Genomic DNA, 20760 nt, shown 5'->3' on the forward strand with positions numbered 1-20760 from the left:
CCTCCCTAGGCGATCTGACGCGGCGTGATGCCGAAGGGCGCCAAGCCCGCGGCTCCGCCGTCGGGTGCGGTCAGCACCCAGATTCCGTCTTCGTGCACGGCCACGCTGTGCTCCCAGTGGGAGCCGGCGGTGCCGTCGAGCGTCGACACGGTCCACCCGTCGTCTTCGATGAAGGTGGCCTGGTCGCCGATGACGACCATCGGCTCGATCGCGAGGACGAGGCCGGGTCGCACCTCGGGCCCCGGATCGGCGACGCGGTAGTTGAACACCGAGGGCGACTCGTGCATCTTGCGGCCGATGCCGTGCCCGACGTACTCGCGCAGGATGCCGTAGGCGCCGGACTCCGGGGAGTTCGCCTCGATGTACTCCTGGATGGCGGCGCCCACCTCGCCGAGGTGGCGGGCGGTCGCGAGCGACGCGATGCCGGCCCACAGCGACCCCTCGGTCACGTCCGACAGGCGCTGCCGCTCCGCGACGACCGCGGGGCGCGTCTCGTCGGGCAGCACCGCGGTGAACGCGGAGTCCCCGTTCCACCCCTTGTACTCGGCTCCGGCGTCGATCGACAGGATGTCACCGGGCGCCAGCACGCGGTCGCCCGGGATGCCGTGCACGACCTGCTCGTTGACCGACGCGCAGATGGTGTGGCGGTACCCGCGGACCATCTGGAAGTTCGACTTCGCCCCACGGCCGGTGATGACCTCGGATGCCGCGGCATCCAGTTCCGCGGTGGTGACGCCGGGCGCGATCAGGCCGCGGACCGCGTCGAGGGCGGCGGCGGTGATGAGACCGGGTTCCACCATCGCCCGCAGCTGGGCGGGGGACTTGTAGATGGAGCGGCGCAGCGACACGTTCAGGAGACCGGGACGCGCACCAGGCCGCGCGCCTCGAGCGCGGCGATGATGCGGTCGGTGATCTCGTCGAGCGAGCCCACGCCGTCGATGTCGTCGACGATGCCGCGCGTGCGGTACACCTCGAGGATCGGCGCCGTCTCGCGCTCGTAGATCGCCAGACGGTTGGCGATGACCTCTTCGGTGTCGTCGCTGCGGCCCTGCTCGGCGGCGCGCCCGGCGATGCGGGCGATGCTCTCGTCGCGCGGCACGGCCAGCTCGATCACCGCGTCGAGGGACTCGTCGCGCCCCTCGAGGAACTCGTCGAGGTGCATGACCTGGGCCATGTTGCGGGGATAGCCGTCCAGCAGGAAGCCCTCCGCCGCGTCGGTCTGCGCGAGGCGGTCGCGCACGACCGCGCTCGTCAGCTCGTCGGAGACCAGGTCGCCCGCCTCGATGATGGCCTTGACCTGCAGGCCGAGCTCGGAGCCCTCTGCGACCGCCGCGCGGAACACATCGCCGGTCGAGATGGCGGGGATGCCGAACGCCTCGGCGATGCGCACGCCCTGCGTGCCCTTGCCTGAACCCTGCGGGCCGACGATCAGAAGTCGGGTCATCGGAGGAGCCCTTCGTAGTGGCGCTGCTGAAGCTGCGCGTCGATCTGCTTCACCGTCTCGAGTCCGACGCCGACGATGATGAGGATCGAGGCTCCGCCGAACGGGAAGTTCTGGTTGGCGCCGACCGTGGCGAGGGCGACGAGCGGGAGGAGCGCGATCAGACCCAGGTAGATGGAGCCCGGGAGCGTGATGCGCGTGAGGACGTAGTCGAGGTACTCGGCGGTCGGGCGGCCGGCGCGGATGCCGGGGATGAACCCGCCGTACTTCTTCATGTTGTCGGCGACCTCGACGGGGTTGAAGGTGATCGCGACGTAGAAGTACGTGAAGCCGACGATGAGCAGGAAGTACAGCAGCATGTACAGCGCGTTGTCGCCGGTGACGAGGTACGCCTGGATCCACTGCACCCAGCCCGGCACCTCCTCGCCCGGCTGCGGCTGGTTGAACTGCGCGATGAGTGCGGGGATGTACAGCAGCGACGAGGCGAAGATGACGGGCACGACGCCGGCCATGTTCACCTTGATCGGGATGTACGTGTTGGTGCCGCCGTAGGTGCGGCGCCCGACCATGCGCTTGGCGTACTGGACGGGGATGCGGCGCTGCGACTGCTCGACGAAGACGACGAGCGCGACGACCACGATGCCGACGGCCAGCACGAGGAGGAAGACCTCGAAGCCGCGCGACTGCCAGATCGCCCACATCGAGGCGGGGAAGGCCGCGGCGATGGAGGTGAAGATGAGCAGCGACATGCCGTTGCCGATGCCGCGCTCGGTCACCAGCTCGGCGAACCACATGATGAGGCCGGTGCCGGCCGTCATCGTGATGATCATGAGGAGCTGCGCCCACCACGCCTCCTCGGTGAGGAGGTTCTCGCACTCCGGCACGCCGGTGACGCCGAACAGCTGACCGCTGCGGGCGACGGTGACCAGGGTGGTGGACTGGAGGAGCGCCAGCGCGATCGTCAGGTACCGCGTGTACTGCGTGAGCTTGGCCTGGCCCGCCTGGCCCTCCTTGTAGAGGGTCTCGAAGTGCGGGATGACCACGCGCAGCAGCTGCACGATGATCGTCGCGGTGATGTACGGCATGACACCCAGCGCGAAGATCGACAGCTGCAGCAGAGCGCCACCCGAGAAGAGGTTGACCAGCGACAGCAGACCCTCGGTGCCGGCGGACTGCCGGAGACACGACTGCACGTTCGGGAAGTCGACGAACGGCGCGGGCACGTGGGCACCGAAGCGGTACAGGGCGATGATCGCCAGGGTGAATGCGATCTTCCGCCGAAGGTCAGGAGTGCGGAAGATCCGCGCGATGGCGCTGAGCAAGAGGATTCCTCCAGTGGGGGGCATCGGCACGCAGACGTGCCGACGTCCAGGGTAACCCAGTGGGGGCCGGAGCAAGCTCCGACCCCCACTGCGCGCGTATTACTTGACGGTGCCGCCCGCGGCGACGATCTTCTGCTCGGCAGAGCCCGAGACCTTGTCGACCGCCACGTTGAGCTTCACCGAGATGTCGCCGGTGCCGAGCACCTTGACCTTCTCGTTCTTGCGCACCGCACCCTTGGCGACGAGGTCGCCCACGGTGACGTCGCCACCGGCCGGGTACAGCTCCGCGAGCTTGTCCAGGTTCACGACCTGGTACTCGACGCGGAACGGGTTCTTGAAGCCGCGGAGCTTCGGGGTGCGCATGTGCAGCGGCATCTGCCCGCCCTCGAAGCCGACCTTGACCTGGTAGCGGGCCTTGGTGCCCTTGGTACCGCGGCCGGCCGTCTTGCCCTTCGAGCCCTCACCGCGACCCACGCGGGTCTTGGGGGTGTTCGAGCCGGGGACCGGACGCAGGTGGTGCACCTTCAGCACGCCCGGGCGCGCAGCCGGGACGTCCTTCTTGGCAGCAGCCTTCTTGGCCGGCGCCTTCTTGGCCGGCGCAGCCTTCTCAGCCTTGTCGGCCTTGGCGGCGGCGGGGGCCTTGTCGGCGGCCTTGGAGGAGGCGGCCTTGGAGGCGGCAGCCTTCTTCGGGGCCTTCTTCTCAGCCTCGACGGCTTCGTTCTTCTCGGCCTTCTCAGCCATCAGTCGATCTCCTCAACCTTGACGAGGTGGGCGACGGTCCGGACGTAGCCGCGCGTCTGCGCGTCGTCGGGACGGACGACCGAGTCGCCGATCCGCTTCAGACCGAGCGAACGCAGCGTGTCGCGCTGGTTCTGCTTCTCGCTCACCTTGGACTTGACCTGCGTGACCTTCAGACGCGCAGCCATCAGACACCTGCCTTCGCAGCGGCCGCGGCCTCAGCCTCGGCACGGACGAGACGGGCGGGGGCGACCTGGTCGAAGTCGAGGCCACGGCGTGCGGCGACCGCACGGGGCTCCTCGAGCTGCTTCAGGGCCTCCACCGTCGCGTGGACGATGTTGATCGTGTTCGACGAGCCGAGCGACTTCGACAGCACGTCGTGGATGCCGGCGCACTCGAGCACGGCACGCACCGGGCCACCGGCGATGACACCGGTACCGGCAGCGGCCGGGCGCAGCAGCACCACACCGGCAGCGGCCTCACCCTGCACCGGGTGCGGGATGGTCGAGCCGACGCGGGGCACGCGGAAGAAGTTGCGCTTGGCCTCCTCGACGCCCTTCGAGATCGCCAGCGGCACCTCACGGGCCTTGCCGTAGCCGACGCCGACCACACCGTTGCCGTCGCCGACGACGACGAGCGCGGTGAAGCTGAAGCGACGTCCACCCTTGACGACCTTCGACACGCGGTTGATGGTGACGACGCGCTCGAGGAACTGGCTCTCGTTGCGGTCGCGGCCACCGCGGTCGCGGTTGGGGTTGCGCTCGCGACCACCGCGGCGCGGCTCGCGCTCGCGCTCGGCGGGCGCCTCGGCGGCCGGGGCCTGAGCCTCGGCTGCAGCCTGGTCGGTCACGATGTTCTCCTTGTTGTCACTCACAGGTTCAGACCTCCCTCGCGGGCGCCGTCGGCGATCGCCGCGACACGGCCGGCGTAGCGGTTGCCGCCACGGTCGAACACGACGTCCGAGACGCCGGCGGCCTTCGCGCGCTCGGCGAGGAGCTCGCCGACCTTGCGGGCCTTGGCGGTCTTGTCAGCGTCGGACACGCGCAGGTCGGTCTCGAGGGTCGAGGCCGAGGCCAGCGTGTGGCCCTTGCTGTCGTCGACGATCTGCACGAAGACGTGGCGCGCCGAGCGCGTGACGACCAGGCGCGGACGCTCGGGGGTGCCGACGACCTTCTTGCGAAGGCGGGCGTGACGACGCGCGCGCGCGTCGGACTTCGACTTCACAGCCATGGTTACTTACCAGCCTTTCCGGCCTTGCGCCGGACGACCTCGCCGGCGTAGCGCACACCCTTGCCCTTGTACGGCTCGGGCTTGCGGATCTTGCGGATGTTGGCCGCGGTCTCGCCGACAGCCTGCTTGTCGATGCCCGAGACGGTGAGCTTGTTGTTGCCCTCGACCGTCAGCGTGATGCCGGCGGGCGCCTCGACGAGCACCGGGTGCGAGAAGCCGAGAGCGAACTCGACCGACGTGCCCTTCTGCGCGACGCGGTAACCCGTGCCGACCACCTCGAGGCCCTTGGAGTAGCCCTGGGTGACACCGATGATGTTGTTGTTGATGAGCGTGCGGGTCAGGCCGTGCAGCGAGCGCGACGAGCGCTCGTCGTCGGGGCGGGTCACGACGACCTGGCCCTCTTCGACCTTGACCTCGATGGGACGGGCCACGGTGAGCGACAGCTCGCCCTTGGGGCCCTTGACGGCGACATCCTGACCCTCGACCGAGACGGTCACACCGGCGGGGATGTCGATCGGAAGACGACCGATACGCGACATGTCAGATCACCACACGTAGGCGAGGACTTCCCCACCCACGCCCTTCTGCTCGGCCTGGCGGTCCGTGAGGAGGCCAGAGGAGGTGGACAGGATGGCCACGCCGAGCCCGCCGAGCACGCGGGGGATCTCGGTCGACTTCGCGTAGACGCGCAGACCGGGCTTGGAGACGCGCTTGATGCCGGCGATCGACCGCTCGCGGTTCGGGCCGTACTTGAGCGTCAGCGTGAGGGTCTGGCCGACGCGTGCGTCGCTGACCTCCCACGACGAGATGTAGCCCTCCTGCTTGAGGATCTCGGCGATGTGGGTCTTGAGCTTGGAGCTCGGCAGCGACACGGAGTCGTGGTGCGCCGAGTTCGCGTTGCGCAGACGGGTCAGCATGTCTGCGACCGGGTCTGTCATTGTCATGAATTGATTCCTTTGTTCACGAGGTTTCGGCTGCCGTTACACGACAGACGACCTTCCATGATGACGGTGTTCAGTTATGGGATCGGATGCCGCGACCGCCGCCTTCGCGCCGGTCGCGGCATCCGTCAGGGGATCACGCCTGGGCGTCGTCCGACTTGAACGGGAAGCCGAGGTGGCGCAGGAGCGCGCGGCCCTCGTCGTCCGTCTTCGCCGACGTCACGATGGTGATGTCGAAGCCGCGGACGCGGTCGATCTTGTCCTGGTTGATCTCGTGGAACACGGACTGCTCCTGGAGACCGAAGGTGTAGTTGCCGTTGCCGTCGAACTGGGCGCCCGACAGGCCGCGGAAGTCGCGGATGCGGGGCAGCGCCAGGTTGACCAGACGGTCGATGAACTCCCACGCGCGGTCACCGCGGAGGGTGACGTGCGCGCCGATGGCCTGGCCCTCGCGCAGCTTGAACTGCGCGATGGACTTGCGGGCCTTGGTCACGACCGGCTTCTGGCCGGTGATCTTGGTGAGGTCGTCGACCGCGCCATCGATCACCTTGCTGTCGCGAGCTGCCTCGCCGACACCGGTGTTCACGACGACCTTGACCAGGCCGGGCGTCTGCATGACGTTGGCATAGCCGAACTCGTCCTGCAGGGCCTTCTTGATCTCGGTGTTGTACTTCTGCTTCAGGCGGGGCTGGATCTTGCCAGCCTCCACGGCAGTGGTGCTCATGTTCAGAGGTCCTTGCCTGACTTCTTCGCGTAGCGCACGCGGACGTTGCGCTTCACGCCGTCCTTCGTCTGCTCCTCGACGCGGTGGCCGACACGGGTCGGCTTCTTGGTCGAGGGGTCCACGAGCTGGACGTTGGAGATGTGGATCGGGGCTTCCATCGTCTCGATGCCGCCCGTCTTGGTGCCGCGCTGCGACTGGCCGACGCGGTTGTGCTTGGTGACGTAGTTCACGCCCTCGACGATCACGCGGTTCTGCTCGGCAAGGACCTCGAGGACCTTGCCCTGCTTGCCGCGGTCGCCGCCGCGCTCGGGCTTGGCGCCCGAGATGACCTGAACCAGGTCGCCCTTCTTGATCTTGGCCATGGGGTCAGATCACCTCCGGTGCGAGCGAGACGATCTTCATGAACTTCTTGTCGCGAAGCTCACGGCCGACCGGTCCGAAGATGCGGGTGCCGCGGGGCTCCCCGTCGTTCTTCAGGATGACGGCGGCGTTCTCGTCGAACTTGATGTACGAGCCGTCGGGACGACGGGTCTGCTTGACGGTGCGGACGACGACGGCCTTGACCACGTCGCCCTTCTTGACGTTGCCGCCCGGGATCGCGTCCTTGACGGTGGCCACGATGATGTCACCCACGCCCGCGTAGCGGCGGTTCGAGCCACCGAGGACGCGGATGGTGAGCAGCTCCTTGGCACCCGTGTTGTCGGCGACCTTGAGGCGGGACTCGTTCTGAATCACTTGGCCTTCTCCAGGATCTCGACCAGACGCCAGCGCTTGGTCGCGCTCAGCGGGCGGGTCTCGTTGATGAGGACGAGGTCGCCGATGCCGGCCGTGTTGCCCTCGTCGTGCGCCTTCACCTTGGAGGTGCGGCGGATGACCTTGCCGTACAGCGGGTGCTTCACGCGGTCCTCGACCTCGACGACGATGGTCTTGTCCATCTTGTCGCTGACGACGTAGCCGCGGCGGGCCTTGCGGTAGCCACGGGCGTCCGCGTCGCGCACGTCGTGCTCGGCCGACTCGTGGCCCTTGGCGGCGACCTCGGCCTGCTTCTTCTCAGCCATCACTCGGCCTCTTCCTTCGCGGCCGAGTCGGCGGCATCCGCCTTCTTGGCCTTCGTCTTCTTCGCCTTCGTCGCCGTCTCCAGCGGAGCGGGCGTGGCACGGATGCCGAGCTCGCGCTCACGGATCACGGTGTAGAGCCGCGCGATGTCGCGCTTGACCGCACGGATGCGGCCGTGGCTCTCGAGCTGGCCGGTGGCCGACTGGAAGCGCAGGTTGAACAGCTCTTCCTTGGCCTTGCGCAGCTCCTCGACGAGGCGCTGGTCTTCGAACGTGTCGAGCTCGCTCGGAGCGAGCGTCTTGGTGCCGATCGCCATTACGCGTCGCCCTCCTCGCGCTTGATGATGCGTGCCTTGAGCGGCAGCTTGTGGATGGCACGGGTCAGCGCCTCACGAGCGAGTTCCTCGTTGACGCCGGCGACCTCGAAGAGGACGCGACCCGGCTTGACGTTCGCGACCCACCACTCCGGCGAGCCCTTACCGGAACCCATGCGGGTCTCGGCCGGCTTCTTGGTGAGCGGACGGTCGGGGTAGATGTTGATCCACACCTTGCCGCCGCGCTTGATGTGACGGGTCATCGCGATACGAGCGGACTCGATCTGACGGTTCGTCACGTACGCGGGCGTGAGGGCCTGGATGCCGAACTCGCCGAAGGAGACCTTCGTGCCGCCGGTGGCCTGGCCCGAGCGGCCGGGGTGGTGCTGCTTGCGGTACTTGACCTTGCGGGGGATGAGCATTACGCCGACGCTCCTTCTGCCACGGGGGCCTCGTTGCGGCGCTCACCGCGGTCACCGCGGTCGCCGCGGTCGCCACGGGGGCCACGGCGGTCGCCGCGCTCGCGCGCCGGCTTCTGGTTGGCCTGCTCGCGAGCGAGCTCCTTGTTGGTCAGGTCGCCCTTGTAGATCCACACCTTCACGCCGATGCGGCCGAAGGTGGTCTTGGCCTCGTAGAAGCCGTAGTCGATGTTCGCGCGCAGCGTGTGCAGCGGCACACGACCCTCGCGGTAGAACTCCGAGCGGCTCATCTCGGCGCCGCCGAGGCGGCCGGAGACCTGGATGCGGACGCCCTTGGCGCCGGCGCGCTGAGCGCCCTGCAGGCCCTTGCGCATCGCGCGGCGGAACGCCACGCGAGCGGTGAGCTGCTCGGCGATGCCCTGCGCGACGAGCTGGGCGTCGGCCTCGGGGTTCTTGACCTCGAGGATGTTCAGCTGGATCTGCTTGCCGGTGAGCTTCTCGAGGTCGGCGCGGATGCGCTCGGCCTCGGCGCCGCGGCGGCCGATCACGATGCCCGGGCGGGCGGTGTGGATGTCGACGCGGACGCGGTCACGCGTGCGCTCGATCTCGATGTTGCTCACGCCGGCGCGGTCAAGCGACGTCGTCAGCAGGCGACGGATCTTGATGTCCTCGGCCACGTAGTCGGCGTAGCGCTGTCCGGGCTTCGTCGAGTCCGAGAACCAACGCGACACGTGGTCCGTGGTGATGCCGAGGCGGAAGCCGTACGGGTTGACCTTCTGTCCCATTACTTGCTCGCCTTCTTGCTCTTGGCAGCCGGCGCCGTCTCCGCGACCTCGGGGGTCGAGAGCACGACGGTGATGTGGCTGGTGCGCTTCTTGATCTGGAAGGCGCGGCCCTGTGCACGGGGCTGGAAACGCTTGAGCGTCGTGCCCTCGTCCACGTACGCGTTCTTCACGTACAGGTCCTGCTCGTCCAGGTACTCGCCGTCCTTGTCGGCCTTCACGCGAGCGTTCGCGATCGCCGAGGCGACGAGCTTGTAGATCGGCTCGCTCGCACCCTGCGGCGCGAACTTGAGGATGGCCAGGGCCTCCTCAGCCTGCTTGCCCTTGATGAGCGCGACGACACGACGAGCCTTCTGAGGGGTCACGCGGATGTGTCGCACGCGTGCGATGGACTCCACCATTTCTCTCTCCTCTGCCCCCGCGTCAGCGGCGGCGGCCCTTCTTGTCGTCCTTCACGTGGCCGCGGAAGGTGCGGGTGGGCGCGAACTCGCCCAGCTTGTGGCCGACCATGGTCTCGGTCACGAACACGGGGATGTGCTTGCGACCGTCGTGCACGGCGATGGTGTGACCCAGCATGGCCGGGATGATCATCGAACGGCGCGACCAGGTCTTGATGACGTTCTTGGTGCCGGCTTCGTTCTGGACGACGACCTTGCGAAGCAGGTGCTCGTCGACGAAGGGGCCCTTCTTAAGGCTGCGAGGCATCTTCCTCTACTCCTACTTCCGCTTCTTGCCGGCGTTGCGACGACGGACGATGTACTTGTCGCTTTCCTTGTTCGCGTGACGGGTGCGGCCTTCGGCCTGACCCCACGGCGAAACCGGGTGACGACCACCGGAGGTCTTACCCTCACCACCACCGTGCGGGTGGTCGACCGGGTTCATCGCGACACCACGGACGGTCGGGCGGATGCCCTTCCAGCGGTTACGGCCGGCCTTGCCCCAGTTGATGTTCGACTGCTCGGCGTTGCCGACCTCGCCGACGGTCGCGCGGCAGCGCGCGTCGACGTTGCGGATCTCGCCCGAGGGCAGACGCAGCTGGGCGTAGGGGCCGTCCTTCGCCACGAGGCGAACCGACGTGCCGGCCGAGCGCGCCAGCTTCGCGCCGCCGCCGGGGCGGAGCTCGATGGCGTGGATCACGGTACCGGTGGGGATGTTCTTCAGCGGCAGGTTGTTGCCCGGCTTGATGTCAGCCGAGGCGCCCGACTCGACGATGTCGCCCTGCGCCAGCTTGTTCGGCGCGAGGATGTAGCGCTTCTCGCCGTCGAAGTAGTGCAGGAGCGCGATGCGCGCGGTGCGGTTGGGGTCGTACTCGATGTGAGCGACCTTGGCGTTGACGCCGTCCTTGTCATTGCGACGGAAGTCGATGACGCGGTACTGACGCTTGTGGCCACCGCCGATGTGGCGGGTGGTGATGCGGCCCTGGTTGTTGCGGCCACCGGTCTTGCTGAGCGGGCGGAGGAGCGACTTCTCGGGCGTCGATCGGGTGATCTCGGCGAAGTCGGCCACCGACGAGCCGCGGCGACCCGGGGTCGTGGGCTTGTACTTGCGAATAGCCATAGTTCTCTAGTCCTCTGTCCCGACCGTCAGCCGACTGCCGTGAAGATGTCGATGGTGCCCGACTTCAGGGTCACGATGGCGCGCTTGGTGTCCTTGCGCTTGCCGGTGCCGAAGCGGGTGCGACGAGCCTTGCCCGTGCGGTTGAGCGTGTTGACCGCTGCGACCTTGACGCCGAAGATCTTCTCGATCGCGAGCTTGATCTCGGTCTTCGAGGCGCGGGGGTCGACGAGGAAGGTGTACTTGCCCTCGTCGATGAGCCCGTAGCTCTTCTCCGAAACGACCGGCTTCAGGATGATGTCGCGCGGGTCCTTGTTGACGGCGGTCATGCCGAGGCCTCCTCGGTGGTGGCGGTCTTGGACGCGACGAACGCGTCGTAGGCGGCCTTGGTGAAGACGATGTCGTCCGAGACGAGCACGTCGTAGGCGTTGAGCTGGTCGAACGGCAGCACGTGCGCGAACGGGATGTTGCGGACGCTCAGCACGTTGATGTCGTCGGAGCGGTCCACGACCACGAGCACGTTCTTGACGGCGCCGAGACCCGTGAGCACCGCGGCGGCGGCCCTGGTCGACGGAGCACCCTCGATGCCGAACGACTCCACGACGTGGAGACGCTCGCCGCGGGCGCGGTCGCTGAGCGCGCCGAGGAGGGCGGCCGCGATCATCTTCTTGGGGGTGCGCTGCGAGTAGTCGCGCGGCTTCGGGCCGTGCACGATTCCACCGCCGGTCATCTGCGGCGCGCGGATCGAGCCCTGGCGGGCGTTACCCGTGCCCTTCTGCTTGAAGGGCTTGCGGCCGGCGCCCGAGACCTCACCGCGACGCTTGGTCGAGTGGGTGCCCTGGCGAGCCGCCGCGAGCTGCGCGACGACGACCTGGTGGATGAGCGGAATGTTCGTCTTGACGTCGAACAGCGCGGCGGGCAGCTCGATGGAGCCGGCCTTCTTGCCGTCTGCGTTCACGACGTCGAGCGCGAGAGTCGAGTCAGCCATGCGATCAGGCACCCTTCACTGCGTTGCGGACGTAGACGATGCGGCCGCGCGCGCCGGGGACGGCGCCCTTGACGAGCAGCAGACCCTTCTCGGCGTCGACGGCGTGCACCGTGAGGTTGAGGACGGTCACGCGCTCGCCACCCATACGGCCGGCCATGCGCATGCCCTTGAAAACGCGGCTCGGGGTCGACGAGGCGCCGATCGAACCGGGCTTGCGGTGGTTGCGGTGCGCACCGTGCGAGGCGGAGACGCCCTTGAAGTTGTGGCGCTTCATGACACCCGCGGTGCCCTTGCCCTTGCTGGTGCCGACGACGTCGACCAGCTGGCCGGCCTCGAACGTGCCGTCCACCGTGAGCTCCTGACCGAGTGAGTAGTCAGCGGCGTCCGCGGTGCGGATCTCGGTGAGGTGACGGCGCGGGGTGACACCGGCGGCCTCGAAGTGGGCCGTCAGGGGCTGGTTCACCTTGCGGGGGTCGATCTGGCCGTAGCCGATCTGGACGGCCTTGTAGCCGTCCTTCTCCGGCGTGCGGACCTGGGTCACGACGTTCGGAGCGATCTCGATCACGGTGACGGGAACGAGCTTGCCGTTCTCGTCCCAGACCTGGGTCATGCCGAGCTTGGTGCCGAGCAGGCCCTTGGAAACCTTGGAGTTGATGTCAGCCATGTCGAACCTCAGAGCTTGATCTCGATGTTGACATCGGCCGGAAGGTCGAGGCGCATGAGCGAGTCGACCGCCTTGGGCGTCGGGTCGACGATGTCGATCAGACGCTTGTGGGTGCGCATCTCGAAGTGCTCGCGGCTGTCCTTGTACTTGTGGGGAGAACGGATCACGGCGATCACGTTCTTCTCCGTCGGAAGGGGCACGGGGCCCACGACCGTCGCGCCCGCACGGGTCACGGTGTCGACGATCTTCCGCGCCGACGAGTCGATGACCTCGTGGTCGTACGACTTCAGGCGAATGCGGATCTTCTGTCCCGCCATAGTCTGCTCACTCTCTTTCCGCGTCGTACCTCTCGGGCATTGGACGCACATGGCGCTTGCGCGCCGGGCACATTTCTCGCGGCCGGCGACCTTCCGGCCGCCGAGCCCGTCGAGGGGCACCGCTGTTCTCATGTCAATCCGGATGCCGCGCCGAAGCGCTGCTCCCGTCATCCGTTCTCCGCCCACGCGAAACGGTGCTCCGCAGTGGGTGGATTCGAGATGTGGTGGTTCTGCTGCCCGCGGCCTAGGACTCTGCGCATGTGCGCTGCCTATGCACTGCCCTGGCAGTGATCCGGCGCACGCCAAGAGGGGCACCGGAATGTGGAACCTCACTAGTCTACGTGCAGCCCGGGCGTGTCGCAAACTCGGGCGTGTCGCGACGCGGCTATGCTCGGCGCCTTCCCAGCCTGGCACCCGCCCGAGCAGGCTCGCCGAGCCGAGTTTGCGCCCGGTGCTTCCCGCACCGGCGAGGTCGTGGCAGAATGACCACACGCAACCGCTGGCGAACTGGGGAGTTCCGTCGGCACGCAGGACCCGAAGGACTGCGTTCGGTTGCGACGGGGAGGGAAAGCAGTGGCGTCGCATTTTGTCGACGCGGCTAAAAGGCCGTATGTCGACGCATTGACAAGAAGTTCCAAGAAGCGGGTCGAGTCTGGGGAGACCGTCGCTCGCGTCGATCGCGCACCCGCGCGGCCGACCGGCACGGACCATTGGCGGGATCGATACTCGCGCCGGCTGTGGCTGAGCGATCTCGCGGTGCTCGCCGGGGTCGTGTTCGGCACGCAGATCGCGTGGTTCGGGCTCGACAGCTCGAACGTGGTGATCCGCGAGGACTCGTTCCTGACGGGCGCGTCGTACTGGGCGTTCTCGGCGATTCTGCTGGCCGTGTGGATGTGGTCGCTGAGCCTCGTCGACTCGCGCAGCGCGCGGATCGCGGGCAGCGGGTCGGCCGAGTACACCCGCATCATCTCGGTGAGCACGCGCCTGTTCGGGATCATCGCGATCCTGGCGTTCCTGCTGCGCGTGGACGTCGCCCGCGGGTACCTGCTCATCAGCTTCCCGCTGGGGATCGCGCTCCTGCTCATCGAGCGCTGGGCGTGGCGGCGCTGGCTGATCACACGCCGCGTCAGCGGCGGCTGGAGCGCCACGGTGCTCCTGGTCGGCTCGAGCGAATCGGTCGCGCAGATCGCCGCCGCGCTGCGCCGGTCCCCGAGCGCCGGCTACCACGTCGTGGGCGCCTGCATCCCGGACGGGCAGCCGGGGCAGACCGTGCCGGGCACCGACATCCCGGTGCGCGGCGACATCCGAGGCGTTCTGGGGGCGCTCGACGCCGCCGGGGCCGACACCGTCGCGGTGACCAGCACCGACGAGCTCCCGCCGTCCGGGGTCAAGCGCATCTCGTGGGCCCTCGAGGCCGACCGCCGTCACCTCATCCTGGCGCCGAGCATCGCCGACATCGTCGGTCCGCGCATCCACACCCGTCCGGTCGCGGGCCTGCCGCTGATCCACGTCGAGACGCCGCGGTACAGCAAGGGTCAGCGCTTCCTCAAGCGGACGGCCGACATCGCCGTCTCCGCCCTCGCGCTGGTCTTCTTCGCGCCGCTCATGGCCGCCCTCGCGCTCATCATCAACAGGACGTCGGCAGGGCCGGTGCTGTTCCGCCAGACCCGTATCGGCCTGGACGGCCGCGCCTTCCAGATGCTGAAGTTCCGGACGATGGTGCCGGATGCCGAAGAGATGCTCGCCGGCCTCGAGCCCGGACGCGAGGTCGGCAACGAGGTGCTCTTCAAGATGCTGGACGACCCTCGCGTGACGCCGATCGGACGGTTCCTGCGCAAGTACAGCCTCGACGAGCTGCCGCAGCTCGTGAACGTCCTGATGGGGTCGATGTCGCTCGTCGGCCCCCGGCCGCCGCTCCCCCGCGAGGTGGCGCGGTACGCCGACCATGTGCACAGGCGATTCATGGTCAAACCGGGCATCACCGGCCTCTGGCAGGTGAGCGGACGCTCGTCGCTGTCGTGGGAGGAGTCGGTGCGGCTGGACCTGTCGTACGTCGACAACTGGACTCTCGCGGGCGACTTCGTCATCATGCTCCGCACCGCGCGCGCCGCGCTGCTTCCGGGAAGGACGACGGCATGAGCGGGCTGATCGTCGCCGAATGGATCGAAGCGGTCGGCGGCGCCGAGCGCGTGGTCGACCGCTTCGCGGGGCTGTTCCCCGACGCGGACATCCTGTGCCTGTGGAACGACGCGCCCGGCAGGCACCGCGGCCGCAAGGTGCGCGAGACGTGGCTGGCCCGCACGCCGCTGCGGCATCACAAGGCGCTCGCGCTGCCGCTCATGCCGCTCGCGTGGCGGCGCCCCGCCCACGGCTCACCCGACTGGGCGCTGGTGAGCTCCTACGCGTTCGCCCATCACGTCCAGTTCACCCAGCCCGGCACGCCGACGTTCGTCTACGCGCACACCCCGGCCCGCTACCTGTGGGCGCCCGAGCTCGACGGCCGGGGTGACAACCTCGCCGCCCGGATCGCCGGCCCGCCGCTGCGGGCCCTCGACCGGCGCACCGCGGCGCGCGCGACCGCCGTGGCGGCCAACAGCCGCTTCGTGGCGCAGCGGGTGCAGCGGGCGTGGGGCGTGGAGGCGACGGTCATCAATCCGCCGGTCGACGTCTCGTACATCTCGTCGGGCGCGTGGCGCGACCAGCTCACCGACCGCGAGCGGCGCCGGCTCGACGCCCTCCCGCGCGACTTCGTGCTCGGGGTGTCCCGGTTCATCCCGTACAAGCGGCTGGACCTGGTGATCGCGGCCGGCGAGGCGCTGGGCATGCCCGTCGTCATCGCGGGATCGGGGCCGCTCGAGGGCGAGCTGCGCGAGCGCGGCCGCACCGCGCGGGTACCCGTGCACCTGCAGGTCGCGCCGTCCGACGCGATGCTGTTCGCACTGATGGCGCGCGCCGGCCTGTTCGTCTTCCCACCGGTCGAGGACTTCGGCATCGTCGCCGTCGAGGCGATGGCGGCGGGCACGCCGGTGATCGCCAACCGTGTCGGCGGTGCCAGCGAATCCATCCGGGAGGGCGTCGGCGGCGCGCTGTTCGATCCCCGTTCTCGAAGCGATCTCGTCGCCGCCGCGACGCGCGCCGTCGCCCTGCCGACGGAGGAGGTCGTGCGGCACGCTCAGCAGTTCGACGGCCCGCGCTTCGACGAGAACCTCACCACCTGGATGGCGCGCCATGGCGCCCCCGTGACCCCGCCGGTCGTCGCGCAAGCTCTCTGACCCCCGAAGAGAAGCTCGACGCAGATCGGCGGCGCGCTCGCGATACTCCCCCGCGACGCGCGGACGAAGGGCGGCCCGCCTCGCGGACCGCCCTTCGCTCTGAGCCCTACTCGTTGCCGACGGCCTTGTCGATGTTCTCGCGCACGCCGTCCACGTGCTGGTCGACGCTGTCGGGCGCGACCTTCTTGACGAACTCGGCGGCGGCGTCGAGAGCGCTGTCGCTGACACCTTCGGCGTGCTCGGACTTGATGACGTCGTCGATCTTGTCCTTGTTCTGCTCCAGGAAGTCCTTCCCCTGGTTGACGATGTCCTCGATACCCATTCCGGCTCCTCACCGCGACCCCCGGGTGGGGTGCGCCGAGGCCATTCTGGCCTCTCACGTCGCCCCGGCGACAGTCCGGGGGTACGACGAAAGGGGCCGGGCTCCGAGAGCCCGACCCCTTGTCGGTGACGGATGCCGCGGCATCCGTCTGACGTCCGAAAGGACTTACTTGATGATCTTGGTCACCGTGCCGGCGCCGACGGTGCGGCCACCCTCACGGATCGCGAAGCCGAGGCCCTCCTCCATGGCGATCGGCTGGATCAGCTCGACCGTCATGTCGGTGGTGTCGCCGGGCATGACCATCTCGGTGCCCTCGGGCAGCGTGATGACGCCGGTGACGTCGGTGGTCCGGAAGTAGAACTGCGGACGGTAGTTCGTGAAGAACGGGTTGTGACGGCCGCCCTCCTCCTTGGACAGGATGTACGCCGTGCCCTCGAAGTTGGTGTGCGGGGTGACCGAACCGGGCTTCACGACGACCTGGCCGCGCTCGACGTCGTCACGCTTGGTGCCGCGCAGGAGCAGACCACAGTTCTCGCCGGCCCACGCCTCGTCGAGCTGCTTGTGGAACATCTCGATACCGGTGACGATCGTCTTCTGCGTCGGGCGCAGACCCACGATCTCGACCTCGGAGTTGATCGCGAGGGTACCGCGCTCGGCGCGGCCCGTGACGACCGTGCCACGGCCGGTGATGGTGAAGACGTCCTCGATGGGCATGAGGAACGGCTTGTCCTTGTCACGCACCGGGTCGGGGATCGACTCGTCGACGGCGTCCATGAGCTCGACGATCTTCTCGACCCACTCGGCGTCGCCCTCGAGAGCCTTCAGGCCCGAGACGCGCACGACGGGGGCGTTGTCGCCGTCGAAGTCCTGCGACGAGAGCAGCTCGCGGACCTCGAGCTCGACGAGCTCCAGGATCTCCTCGTCGTCGACCATGTCGCTCTTGTTGAGCGCAACCAGCAGGTAGGGCACGCCGACCTGCTTGGCGAGCAGCACGTGCTCGCGCGTCTGCGCCATCGGGCCGTCAGTGGCCGCGACGACGAGGATCGCGCCGTCCATCTGGGCGGCACCGGTGATCATGTTCTTGATGTAGTCGGCGTGACCCGGGGCGTCGACGTGAGCGTAGTGACGCTTGGGGGTCTCGTACTCGACGTGCGAGATGTTGATCGTGATACCGCGCTGACGCTCCTCGGGAGCGGAGTCGATCGACGCGAAGTCACGCTGCACGTTGGTGGCCGACGGGTACTTGTCGGCGAGCACCTTCGAGATCGCTGCGGTGAGCGTGGTCTTGCCGTGGTCGACGTGACCGATCGTTCCGATGTTCACGTGCGGCTTGGTCCGCTCGAACTTGGCCTTAGCCACTGGGTCCTCCTCAGGACGGTCATGTAGAAGTTCCGGGCACTGGTTTGCGACCGGACGTCTACGGGGATATCTCCACCTTAGTGGAGACGGTTCTGGTGATTCTGTGTGAAGTTGTGCTCCGGGATGCCTCGTCGCCGAGGCATCCCGGAGTGCAGGGTTACTCGCCCTTGGTCTTCTGGACGATCTCGTCGGCCACGTTGCGAGGAACCTCGGCGTAGCTGTCGAACTCCATCGAGTACACCGCGCGGCCCGAGGTCTTCGAACGCAGGTCGCCGATGTAGCCGAACATCTCCGAGAGCGGGACCAGCGCACGCACGACCTTGACGCCCTGGGCGTCCTCCATCGACTGGATCTGGCCGCGACGCGAGTTCAGGTCGCCGATGACGTCGCCCATGTACTCCTCGGGAGTACGCACCTCGACCGCCATGAGCGGCTCGAGGATGACGGGGTTCGCCTTGCGGACGGCCTCCTTGAAGCCCATGGAGCCCGCGATCTTGAACGCCATCTCGGACGAGTCGACGTCGTGCGACGCGCCGTCCATGAGGGTGGCCTTCACGCCGACCATCGGGTAGCCGGCGAGCACGCCGACGTTCATGGCGTCCTGGAAGCCCTGGTTGGTGGGCTCGATGTACTCGCGCGGGATGCGGCCACCGGTGACCTTGTTCTCGAACTCGTACGTCTTGTCGGCCGTGACCTCGAGGGGCTCGAGCGCGAACTGGATCTTCGCGAACTGGCCCGAACCGCCGGTCTGCTTCTTGTGGGTGTAGTCGTGACGCTCGACGGTCTTGCGGATCGTCTCGCGGTACGCCACCTGGGGCTTTCCGACGTTGGCCTCGACCCGGAACTCGCGCTTCATGCGGTCCACGAGGATGTCGAGGTGCAGCTCGCCCATGCCCTTGATGACCGTCTGGCCGGTCTCGGCGTTCTGCTCGACGCGGAACGTCGGGTCCTCTTCGGCGAGCTTCTGGATCGCCAGACCCAGCTTCTCCTGGTCGGCCTTGGTCTTGGGCTCGATGGCCACCTCGATGACCGGCTCCGGGAACGTCATCGACTCGAGGACGACCTGGTTGTTCGAGTCGGCCAGGGTGTCACCGGTGGTGGTGTCCTTGAGGCCGATGACCGCGTAGATGTGACCGGCGGTGACCGAGTCGACCGGCATCTCCTTGTTGGCGTGCATCTGGAAGATCTTCCCGATGCGCTCCTTCTTGCCCTTGGTCGCGTTGACGACCTGGGCGCCCGAGTCGAGGTGACCCGAGTAGACGCGGATGTAGGTGAGGCGACCGAAGAAGGGGTGCGTCACGATCTTGAACGCGAGCGCCGCGAAGGGCTCCTCGCGGTCGGCGTGGCGCTCGATGATGATCTCTTCGTTCTTGGGGTCCTTCGCCTCGATGGCGGGGACGTCCAGCGGCGACGGCAGGTAGTCCACGACCGCGTCGAGCATCGGCTGCACGCCGCGGTTCTTGAACGCCGAGCCGCACAGCACGGGGTAGAGCTCGGAGGCGATGGTCAGCTTGCGGATGGCGCCCTTGATCTCGGCGACCGTCAGCTCCTCGCCGCCGAAGTGCTTCTCGAGAAGCTCCTCGTCGGACTCGGCGACGGCCTCGAGCAGGATCTCGCGGTACTCGGCGGCCTTGTCGGCGAGCTCGGCCGGGATCTCCTGGATCTCGTACTTGGCGCCCATGGTCACGTCGCCCTTGGCGTCGCCGGGCCACACCAGCGCGCGCATCTCGACGAGGTCGACGACGCCCACGAAGTCGCTCTCCGAGCCGATGGGCAGCTGGAGCACGAGCGGCTTGGCCTTCAGACGGTTGACGATGGTGTCGACCGTGAAGTAGAAGTCTGCGCCCAGCTTGTCCATCTTGTTGACGAAGCAGATGCGGGGCACGTCGTACTTGTCGGCCTGGCGCCACACCGTCTCGGACTGGGGCTCGACGCCCTCCTTGCCGTCGAACACGGCGACCGCGCCGTCGAGGACGCGCAGCGAGCGCTCGACCTCGACCGTGAAGTCCACGTGGCCGGGCGTGTCGATGATGTTGATCTGGTTCTTGTTCCAGAAGCAGGTGACGGCGGCCGACGTGATCGTGATGCCGCGCTCCTGCTCCTGCTCCATCCAGTCGGTGGTGGCAGCGCCGTCGTGCGTCTCGCCGATCTTGTGGTTGACGCCCGTGTAGAACAGGATGCGCTCGGTCGTCGTCGTCTTGCCGGCATCGATGTGCGCCATGATGCCGATGTTGCGGACCTTGTTGAGGTCGGTGAGCACTTCTTGTGCCACGGGGTGTCCTTAGCTGTTGTGTCTCGATACGGCGCTCGTGCGCCTGCTCGACAACCGGGTTTCGGGGGGTCCGCCGCTCCCGTGGGTCACGGGAGCGGCGGGATGCTGGTTACCAGCGGTAGTGCGCGAAGGCGCGGTTCGACTCGGCCATCTTGTGGGTGTCCTCGCGGCGCTTGACCGCGGCACCGAGGCCGTTCGAGGCGTCCAGGATCTCGTTCTGGAGGCGCTCGGTCATCGTCTTCTCACGACGGCCCTTGGCGTAGCTCACGAGCCAGCGGAGGGCGAGCGTGTTGGCGCGGTGAGGCTTGACCTCGACCGGCACCTGGTAGGTCGAGCCGCCGACGCGGCGCGACTTGACCTCGAGGGTCGGGCGCACGTTGTCGAGGGCCTTCTTGAGGGTGGCGACGGCGTCCTGGCCGTTCTTGGCCTCGACGCCGCGGAGGGCGCCGTAGACGATCGACTCGGCGAGCGACTTCTTGCCGTCGACGAGGATCTTGTTGACGAGCTGGGTGACGACGGGGGCGCCGTACACCGGGTCGTTGACGACGGGGCGCTTCGGGGCGGGTCCCTTACGAGGCATCTTTCTCAGCCCTTCTTCGCGCCGTAGCGGCTGCGGGCCTGCTTACGGTTCTTGACAGCCTGGGTGTCGAGCGCACCGCGGATGATCTTGTAGCGGACACCGGGGAGGTCCTTCACACGACCGCCGCGGACCAGCACGAGCGAGTGCTCCTGCAGGTTGTGGCCCTCGCCGGGGATGTAGGCGGTGACCTCGGTGCCGTTGCGGAGCTTCACACGGGCGACCTTGCGCATCGCCGAGTTCGGCTTCTTCGGGGTGGTGGTGTACACGCGGGTGCAGACACCGGCCTGCTGCGGGTTCGCCTTGAGCGCGGGCGCCTTGGTCTTCGCGACCTTGGGCGAGCGGCCCTTGCGAACCAACTGCTGAATGGTTGGCACGTTCTCTCCTTGTTGTGCTGCACGGTGACAGCGTCGTGGTCTCCCCCGCGGCATCCGGATCTTCCGATCCATGACGCTGCGGGCTCACGTGG

At 67.9% G+C, this 20760-nt stretch carries 30 protein-coding genes; 2 read left to right on the plus strand and 28 right to left on the minus strand.

The annotated features are described in order from the left end of the window. Nucleotides 1–5: 5 nt before the first annotated feature. The 23 genes from map to rpsJ all read right to left on the minus strand — a co-directional run bounded on the left by map (nt 6) and on the right by rpsJ (nt 12489). Nucleotides 6–848, minus strand: a complete 843-nt coding sequence (map, locus tag ACZBH1_RS03685; protein WP_463645551.1) for a type I methionyl aminopeptidase — start codon at nt 846–848, stop codon at nt 6–8. A 2-nt stretch (nt 849–850) separates the two neighbouring features. Further along, on the minus strand, nt 851–1444 hold the full coding sequence (locus tag ACZBH1_RS03690; protein WP_463645553.1) for an adenylate kinase: 594 nt from the start codon (nt 1442–1444) through the stop codon (nt 851–853). Beyond that, a complete protein-coding gene (secY, locus tag ACZBH1_RS03695) occupies nt 1441–2763 on the minus strand; it encodes a preprotein translocase subunit SecY (RefSeq protein ID WP_463645554.1) in 1323 nt (440 codons plus the stop codon). The genes ACZBH1_RS03690 and secY overlap by 4 nt, the downstream gene beginning before the upstream one ends. Nucleotides 2764–2862: 99 nt before the next feature. Further along, nucleotides 2863–3504: a 50S ribosomal protein L15 gene (rplO, locus tag ACZBH1_RS03700; RefSeq protein ID WP_336398085.1), complete on the minus strand. Its 642-nt coding sequence runs from the start codon at nt 3502–3504 to the stop codon at nt 2863–2865. Next, complete coding sequence (gene rpmD / locus ACZBH1_RS03705; RefSeq protein WP_018171461.1) at nt 3504–3689, minus strand: 50S ribosomal protein L30; 186 nt, start codon at nt 3687–3689, stop codon at nt 3504–3506. The genes rplO and rpmD overlap by 1 nt, the downstream gene beginning before the upstream one ends. After that, nucleotides 3689–4375, minus strand: a complete 687-nt coding sequence (gene rpsE, locus ACZBH1_RS03710) for a 30S ribosomal protein S5 (protein ID WP_336398084.1) — start codon at nt 4373–4375, stop codon at nt 3689–3691. The genes rpmD and rpsE overlap by 1 nt, the downstream gene beginning before the upstream one ends. Continuing rightward, on the minus strand, nt 4372–4731 hold the full coding sequence (rplR, locus tag ACZBH1_RS03715) for a 50S ribosomal protein L18 (protein ID WP_336398083.1): 360 nt from the start codon (nt 4729–4731) through the stop codon (nt 4372–4374). The genes rpsE and rplR overlap by 4 nt, the downstream gene beginning before the upstream one ends. A gap of 2 nt (nt 4732–4733) precedes the next feature. Continuing rightward, nucleotides 4734–5270: a 50S ribosomal protein L6 gene (rplF, locus tag ACZBH1_RS03720; protein WP_336398082.1), complete on the minus strand. Its 537-nt coding sequence runs from the start codon at nt 5268–5270 to the stop codon at nt 4734–4736. 6 nt (nt 5271–5276) lie between these two features. Beyond that, nucleotides 5277–5675, minus strand: a complete 399-nt coding sequence (gene rpsH, locus ACZBH1_RS03725; RefSeq protein WP_318354393.1) for a 30S ribosomal protein S8 — start codon at nt 5673–5675, stop codon at nt 5277–5279. Between the two features lie 133 nt (nt 5676–5808). Then, nucleotides 5809–6396, minus strand: a complete 588-nt coding sequence (gene rplE, locus ACZBH1_RS03730; protein WP_336398081.1) for a 50S ribosomal protein L5 — start codon at nt 6394–6396, stop codon at nt 5809–5811. Between the two features lie 2 nt (nt 6397–6398). Next, entirely contained in the window at nt 6399–6758 is a 360-nt protein-coding gene (gene rplX / locus ACZBH1_RS03735; RefSeq protein WP_172990762.1) for a 50S ribosomal protein L24, read from the minus strand. A 4-nt stretch (nt 6759–6762) separates the two neighbouring features. After that, entirely contained in the window at nt 6763–7131 is a 369-nt protein-coding gene (gene rplN, locus ACZBH1_RS03740) for a 50S ribosomal protein L14 (RefSeq protein WP_336398080.1), read from the minus strand. Beyond that, nucleotides 7128–7454 carry a 30S ribosomal protein S17 gene (gene rpsQ / locus ACZBH1_RS03745; protein WP_336398079.1) on the minus strand — a complete coding sequence of 109 codons (327 nt, stop codon included), beginning with the start codon at nt 7452–7454 and terminating at the stop codon, nt 7128–7130. Before rpsQ ends, rplN begins: the two co-directional genes overlap by 4 nt. After that, the gene (rpmC, locus tag ACZBH1_RS03750; protein ID WP_318354390.1) at nt 7454–7768 is read right to left on the minus strand and encodes a 50S ribosomal protein L29; all 315 of its coding nucleotides are present in this window, start codon (nt 7766–7768) and stop codon (nt 7454–7456) included. The genes rpsQ and rpmC overlap by 1 nt, the downstream gene beginning before the upstream one ends. Beyond that, nucleotides 7768–8187, minus strand: coding sequence for a 50S ribosomal protein L16 (rplP, locus tag ACZBH1_RS03755; protein ID WP_018171451.1), 420 nt, complete (start codon nt 8185–8187; stop codon nt 7768–7770). Before rplP ends, rpmC begins: the two co-directional genes overlap by 1 nt. Next, nucleotides 8187–8969 (minus strand): 30S ribosomal protein S3, encoded by a 783-nt coding sequence (gene rpsC / locus ACZBH1_RS03760; RefSeq protein WP_194397477.1) that lies wholly within the window; start codon nt 8967–8969, stop codon nt 8187–8189. The genes rplP and rpsC overlap by 1 nt, the downstream gene beginning before the upstream one ends. Then, nucleotides 8969–9367, minus strand: a complete 399-nt coding sequence (rplV, locus tag ACZBH1_RS03765; RefSeq protein ID WP_109210486.1) for a 50S ribosomal protein L22 — start codon at nt 9365–9367, stop codon at nt 8969–8971. The genes rpsC and rplV overlap by 1 nt, the downstream gene beginning before the upstream one ends. Nucleotides 9368–9389: 22 nt before the next feature. Then, a complete protein-coding gene (gene rpsS / locus ACZBH1_RS03770; RefSeq protein ID WP_018171448.1) occupies nt 9390–9671 on the minus strand; it encodes a 30S ribosomal protein S19 in 282 nt (93 codons plus the stop codon). A 12-nt stretch (nt 9672–9683) separates the two neighbouring features. Beyond that, complete coding sequence (rplB, locus tag ACZBH1_RS03775) at nt 9684–10523, minus strand: 50S ribosomal protein L2 (RefSeq protein WP_194414505.1); 840 nt, start codon at nt 10521–10523, stop codon at nt 9684–9686. Between the two features lie 26 nt (nt 10524–10549). Next, nucleotides 10550–10849: a 50S ribosomal protein L23 gene (rplW, locus tag ACZBH1_RS03780; protein ID WP_045301485.1), complete on the minus strand. Its 300-nt coding sequence runs from the start codon at nt 10847–10849 to the stop codon at nt 10550–10552. After that, a complete protein-coding gene (rplD, locus tag ACZBH1_RS03785; RefSeq protein WP_336398078.1) occupies nt 10846–11508 on the minus strand; it encodes a 50S ribosomal protein L4 in 663 nt (220 codons plus the stop codon). The genes rplW and rplD overlap by 4 nt, the downstream gene beginning before the upstream one ends. A gap of 4 nt (nt 11509–11512) precedes the next feature. After that, nucleotides 11513–12172 (minus strand): 50S ribosomal protein L3, encoded by a 660-nt coding sequence (gene rplC, locus ACZBH1_RS03790; protein WP_336398077.1) that lies wholly within the window; start codon nt 12170–12172, stop codon nt 11513–11515. A gap of 8 nt (nt 12173–12180) precedes the next feature. Then, nucleotides 12181–12489 carry a 30S ribosomal protein S10 gene (gene rpsJ / locus ACZBH1_RS03795; protein ID WP_106816553.1) on the minus strand — a complete coding sequence of 103 codons (309 nt, stop codon included), beginning with the start codon at nt 12487–12489 and terminating at the stop codon, nt 12181–12183. Nucleotides 12490–13062: 573 nt separating this feature from the next. Between rpsJ and ACZBH1_RS03800 the strand changes: the two genes are divergently transcribed. Both ACZBH1_RS03800 and ACZBH1_RS03805 read left to right on the plus strand, forming a co-directional pair. Continuing rightward, nucleotides 13063–14628 carry a sugar transferase gene (locus ACZBH1_RS03800; RefSeq protein WP_463645556.1) on the plus strand — a complete coding sequence of 522 codons (1566 nt, stop codon included), beginning with the start codon at nt 13063–13065 and terminating at the stop codon, nt 14626–14628. Further along, nucleotides 14625–15761: a glycosyltransferase gene (locus ACZBH1_RS03805; RefSeq protein WP_463645557.1), complete on the plus strand. Its 1137-nt coding sequence runs from the start codon at nt 14625–14627 to the stop codon at nt 15759–15761. The genes ACZBH1_RS03800 and ACZBH1_RS03805 overlap by 4 nt, the downstream gene beginning before the upstream one ends. 106 nt (nt 15762–15867) lie before the next feature. Here the strand turns inward: ACZBH1_RS03805 and ACZBH1_RS03810 are convergent, their stop codons facing one another. The 5 genes from ACZBH1_RS03810 to rpsL form a co-directional block, all read right to left on the minus strand. Further along, complete coding sequence (locus ACZBH1_RS03810; protein WP_336398073.1) at nt 15868–16083, minus strand: hypothetical protein; 216 nt, start codon at nt 16081–16083, stop codon at nt 15868–15870. Between the two features lie 165 nt (nt 16084–16248). After that, nucleotides 16249–17442, minus strand: a complete 1194-nt coding sequence (gene tuf / locus ACZBH1_RS03815; RefSeq protein WP_336398072.1) for an elongation factor Tu — start codon at nt 17440–17442, stop codon at nt 16249–16251. 157 nt (nt 17443–17599) lie between these two features. Continuing rightward, nucleotides 17600–19714, minus strand: coding sequence for an elongation factor G (fusA, locus tag ACZBH1_RS03820; RefSeq protein WP_336398071.1), 2115 nt, complete (start codon nt 19712–19714; stop codon nt 17600–17602). A gap of 109 nt (nt 19715–19823) precedes the next feature. Next, entirely contained in the window at nt 19824–20294 is a 471-nt protein-coding gene (gene rpsG, locus ACZBH1_RS03825; RefSeq protein WP_106816549.1) for a 30S ribosomal protein S7, read from the minus strand. A 5-nt stretch (nt 20295–20299) separates the two neighbouring features. Next, nucleotides 20300–20668 (minus strand): 30S ribosomal protein S12, encoded by a 369-nt coding sequence (gene rpsL / locus ACZBH1_RS03830; protein ID WP_106816548.1) that lies wholly within the window; start codon nt 20666–20668, stop codon nt 20300–20302. Nucleotides 20669–20760: the final 92 nt, after the last annotated feature.

It is taken from the genome of Microbacterium sp. ZXT2-5 (assembly GCF_055329545.1).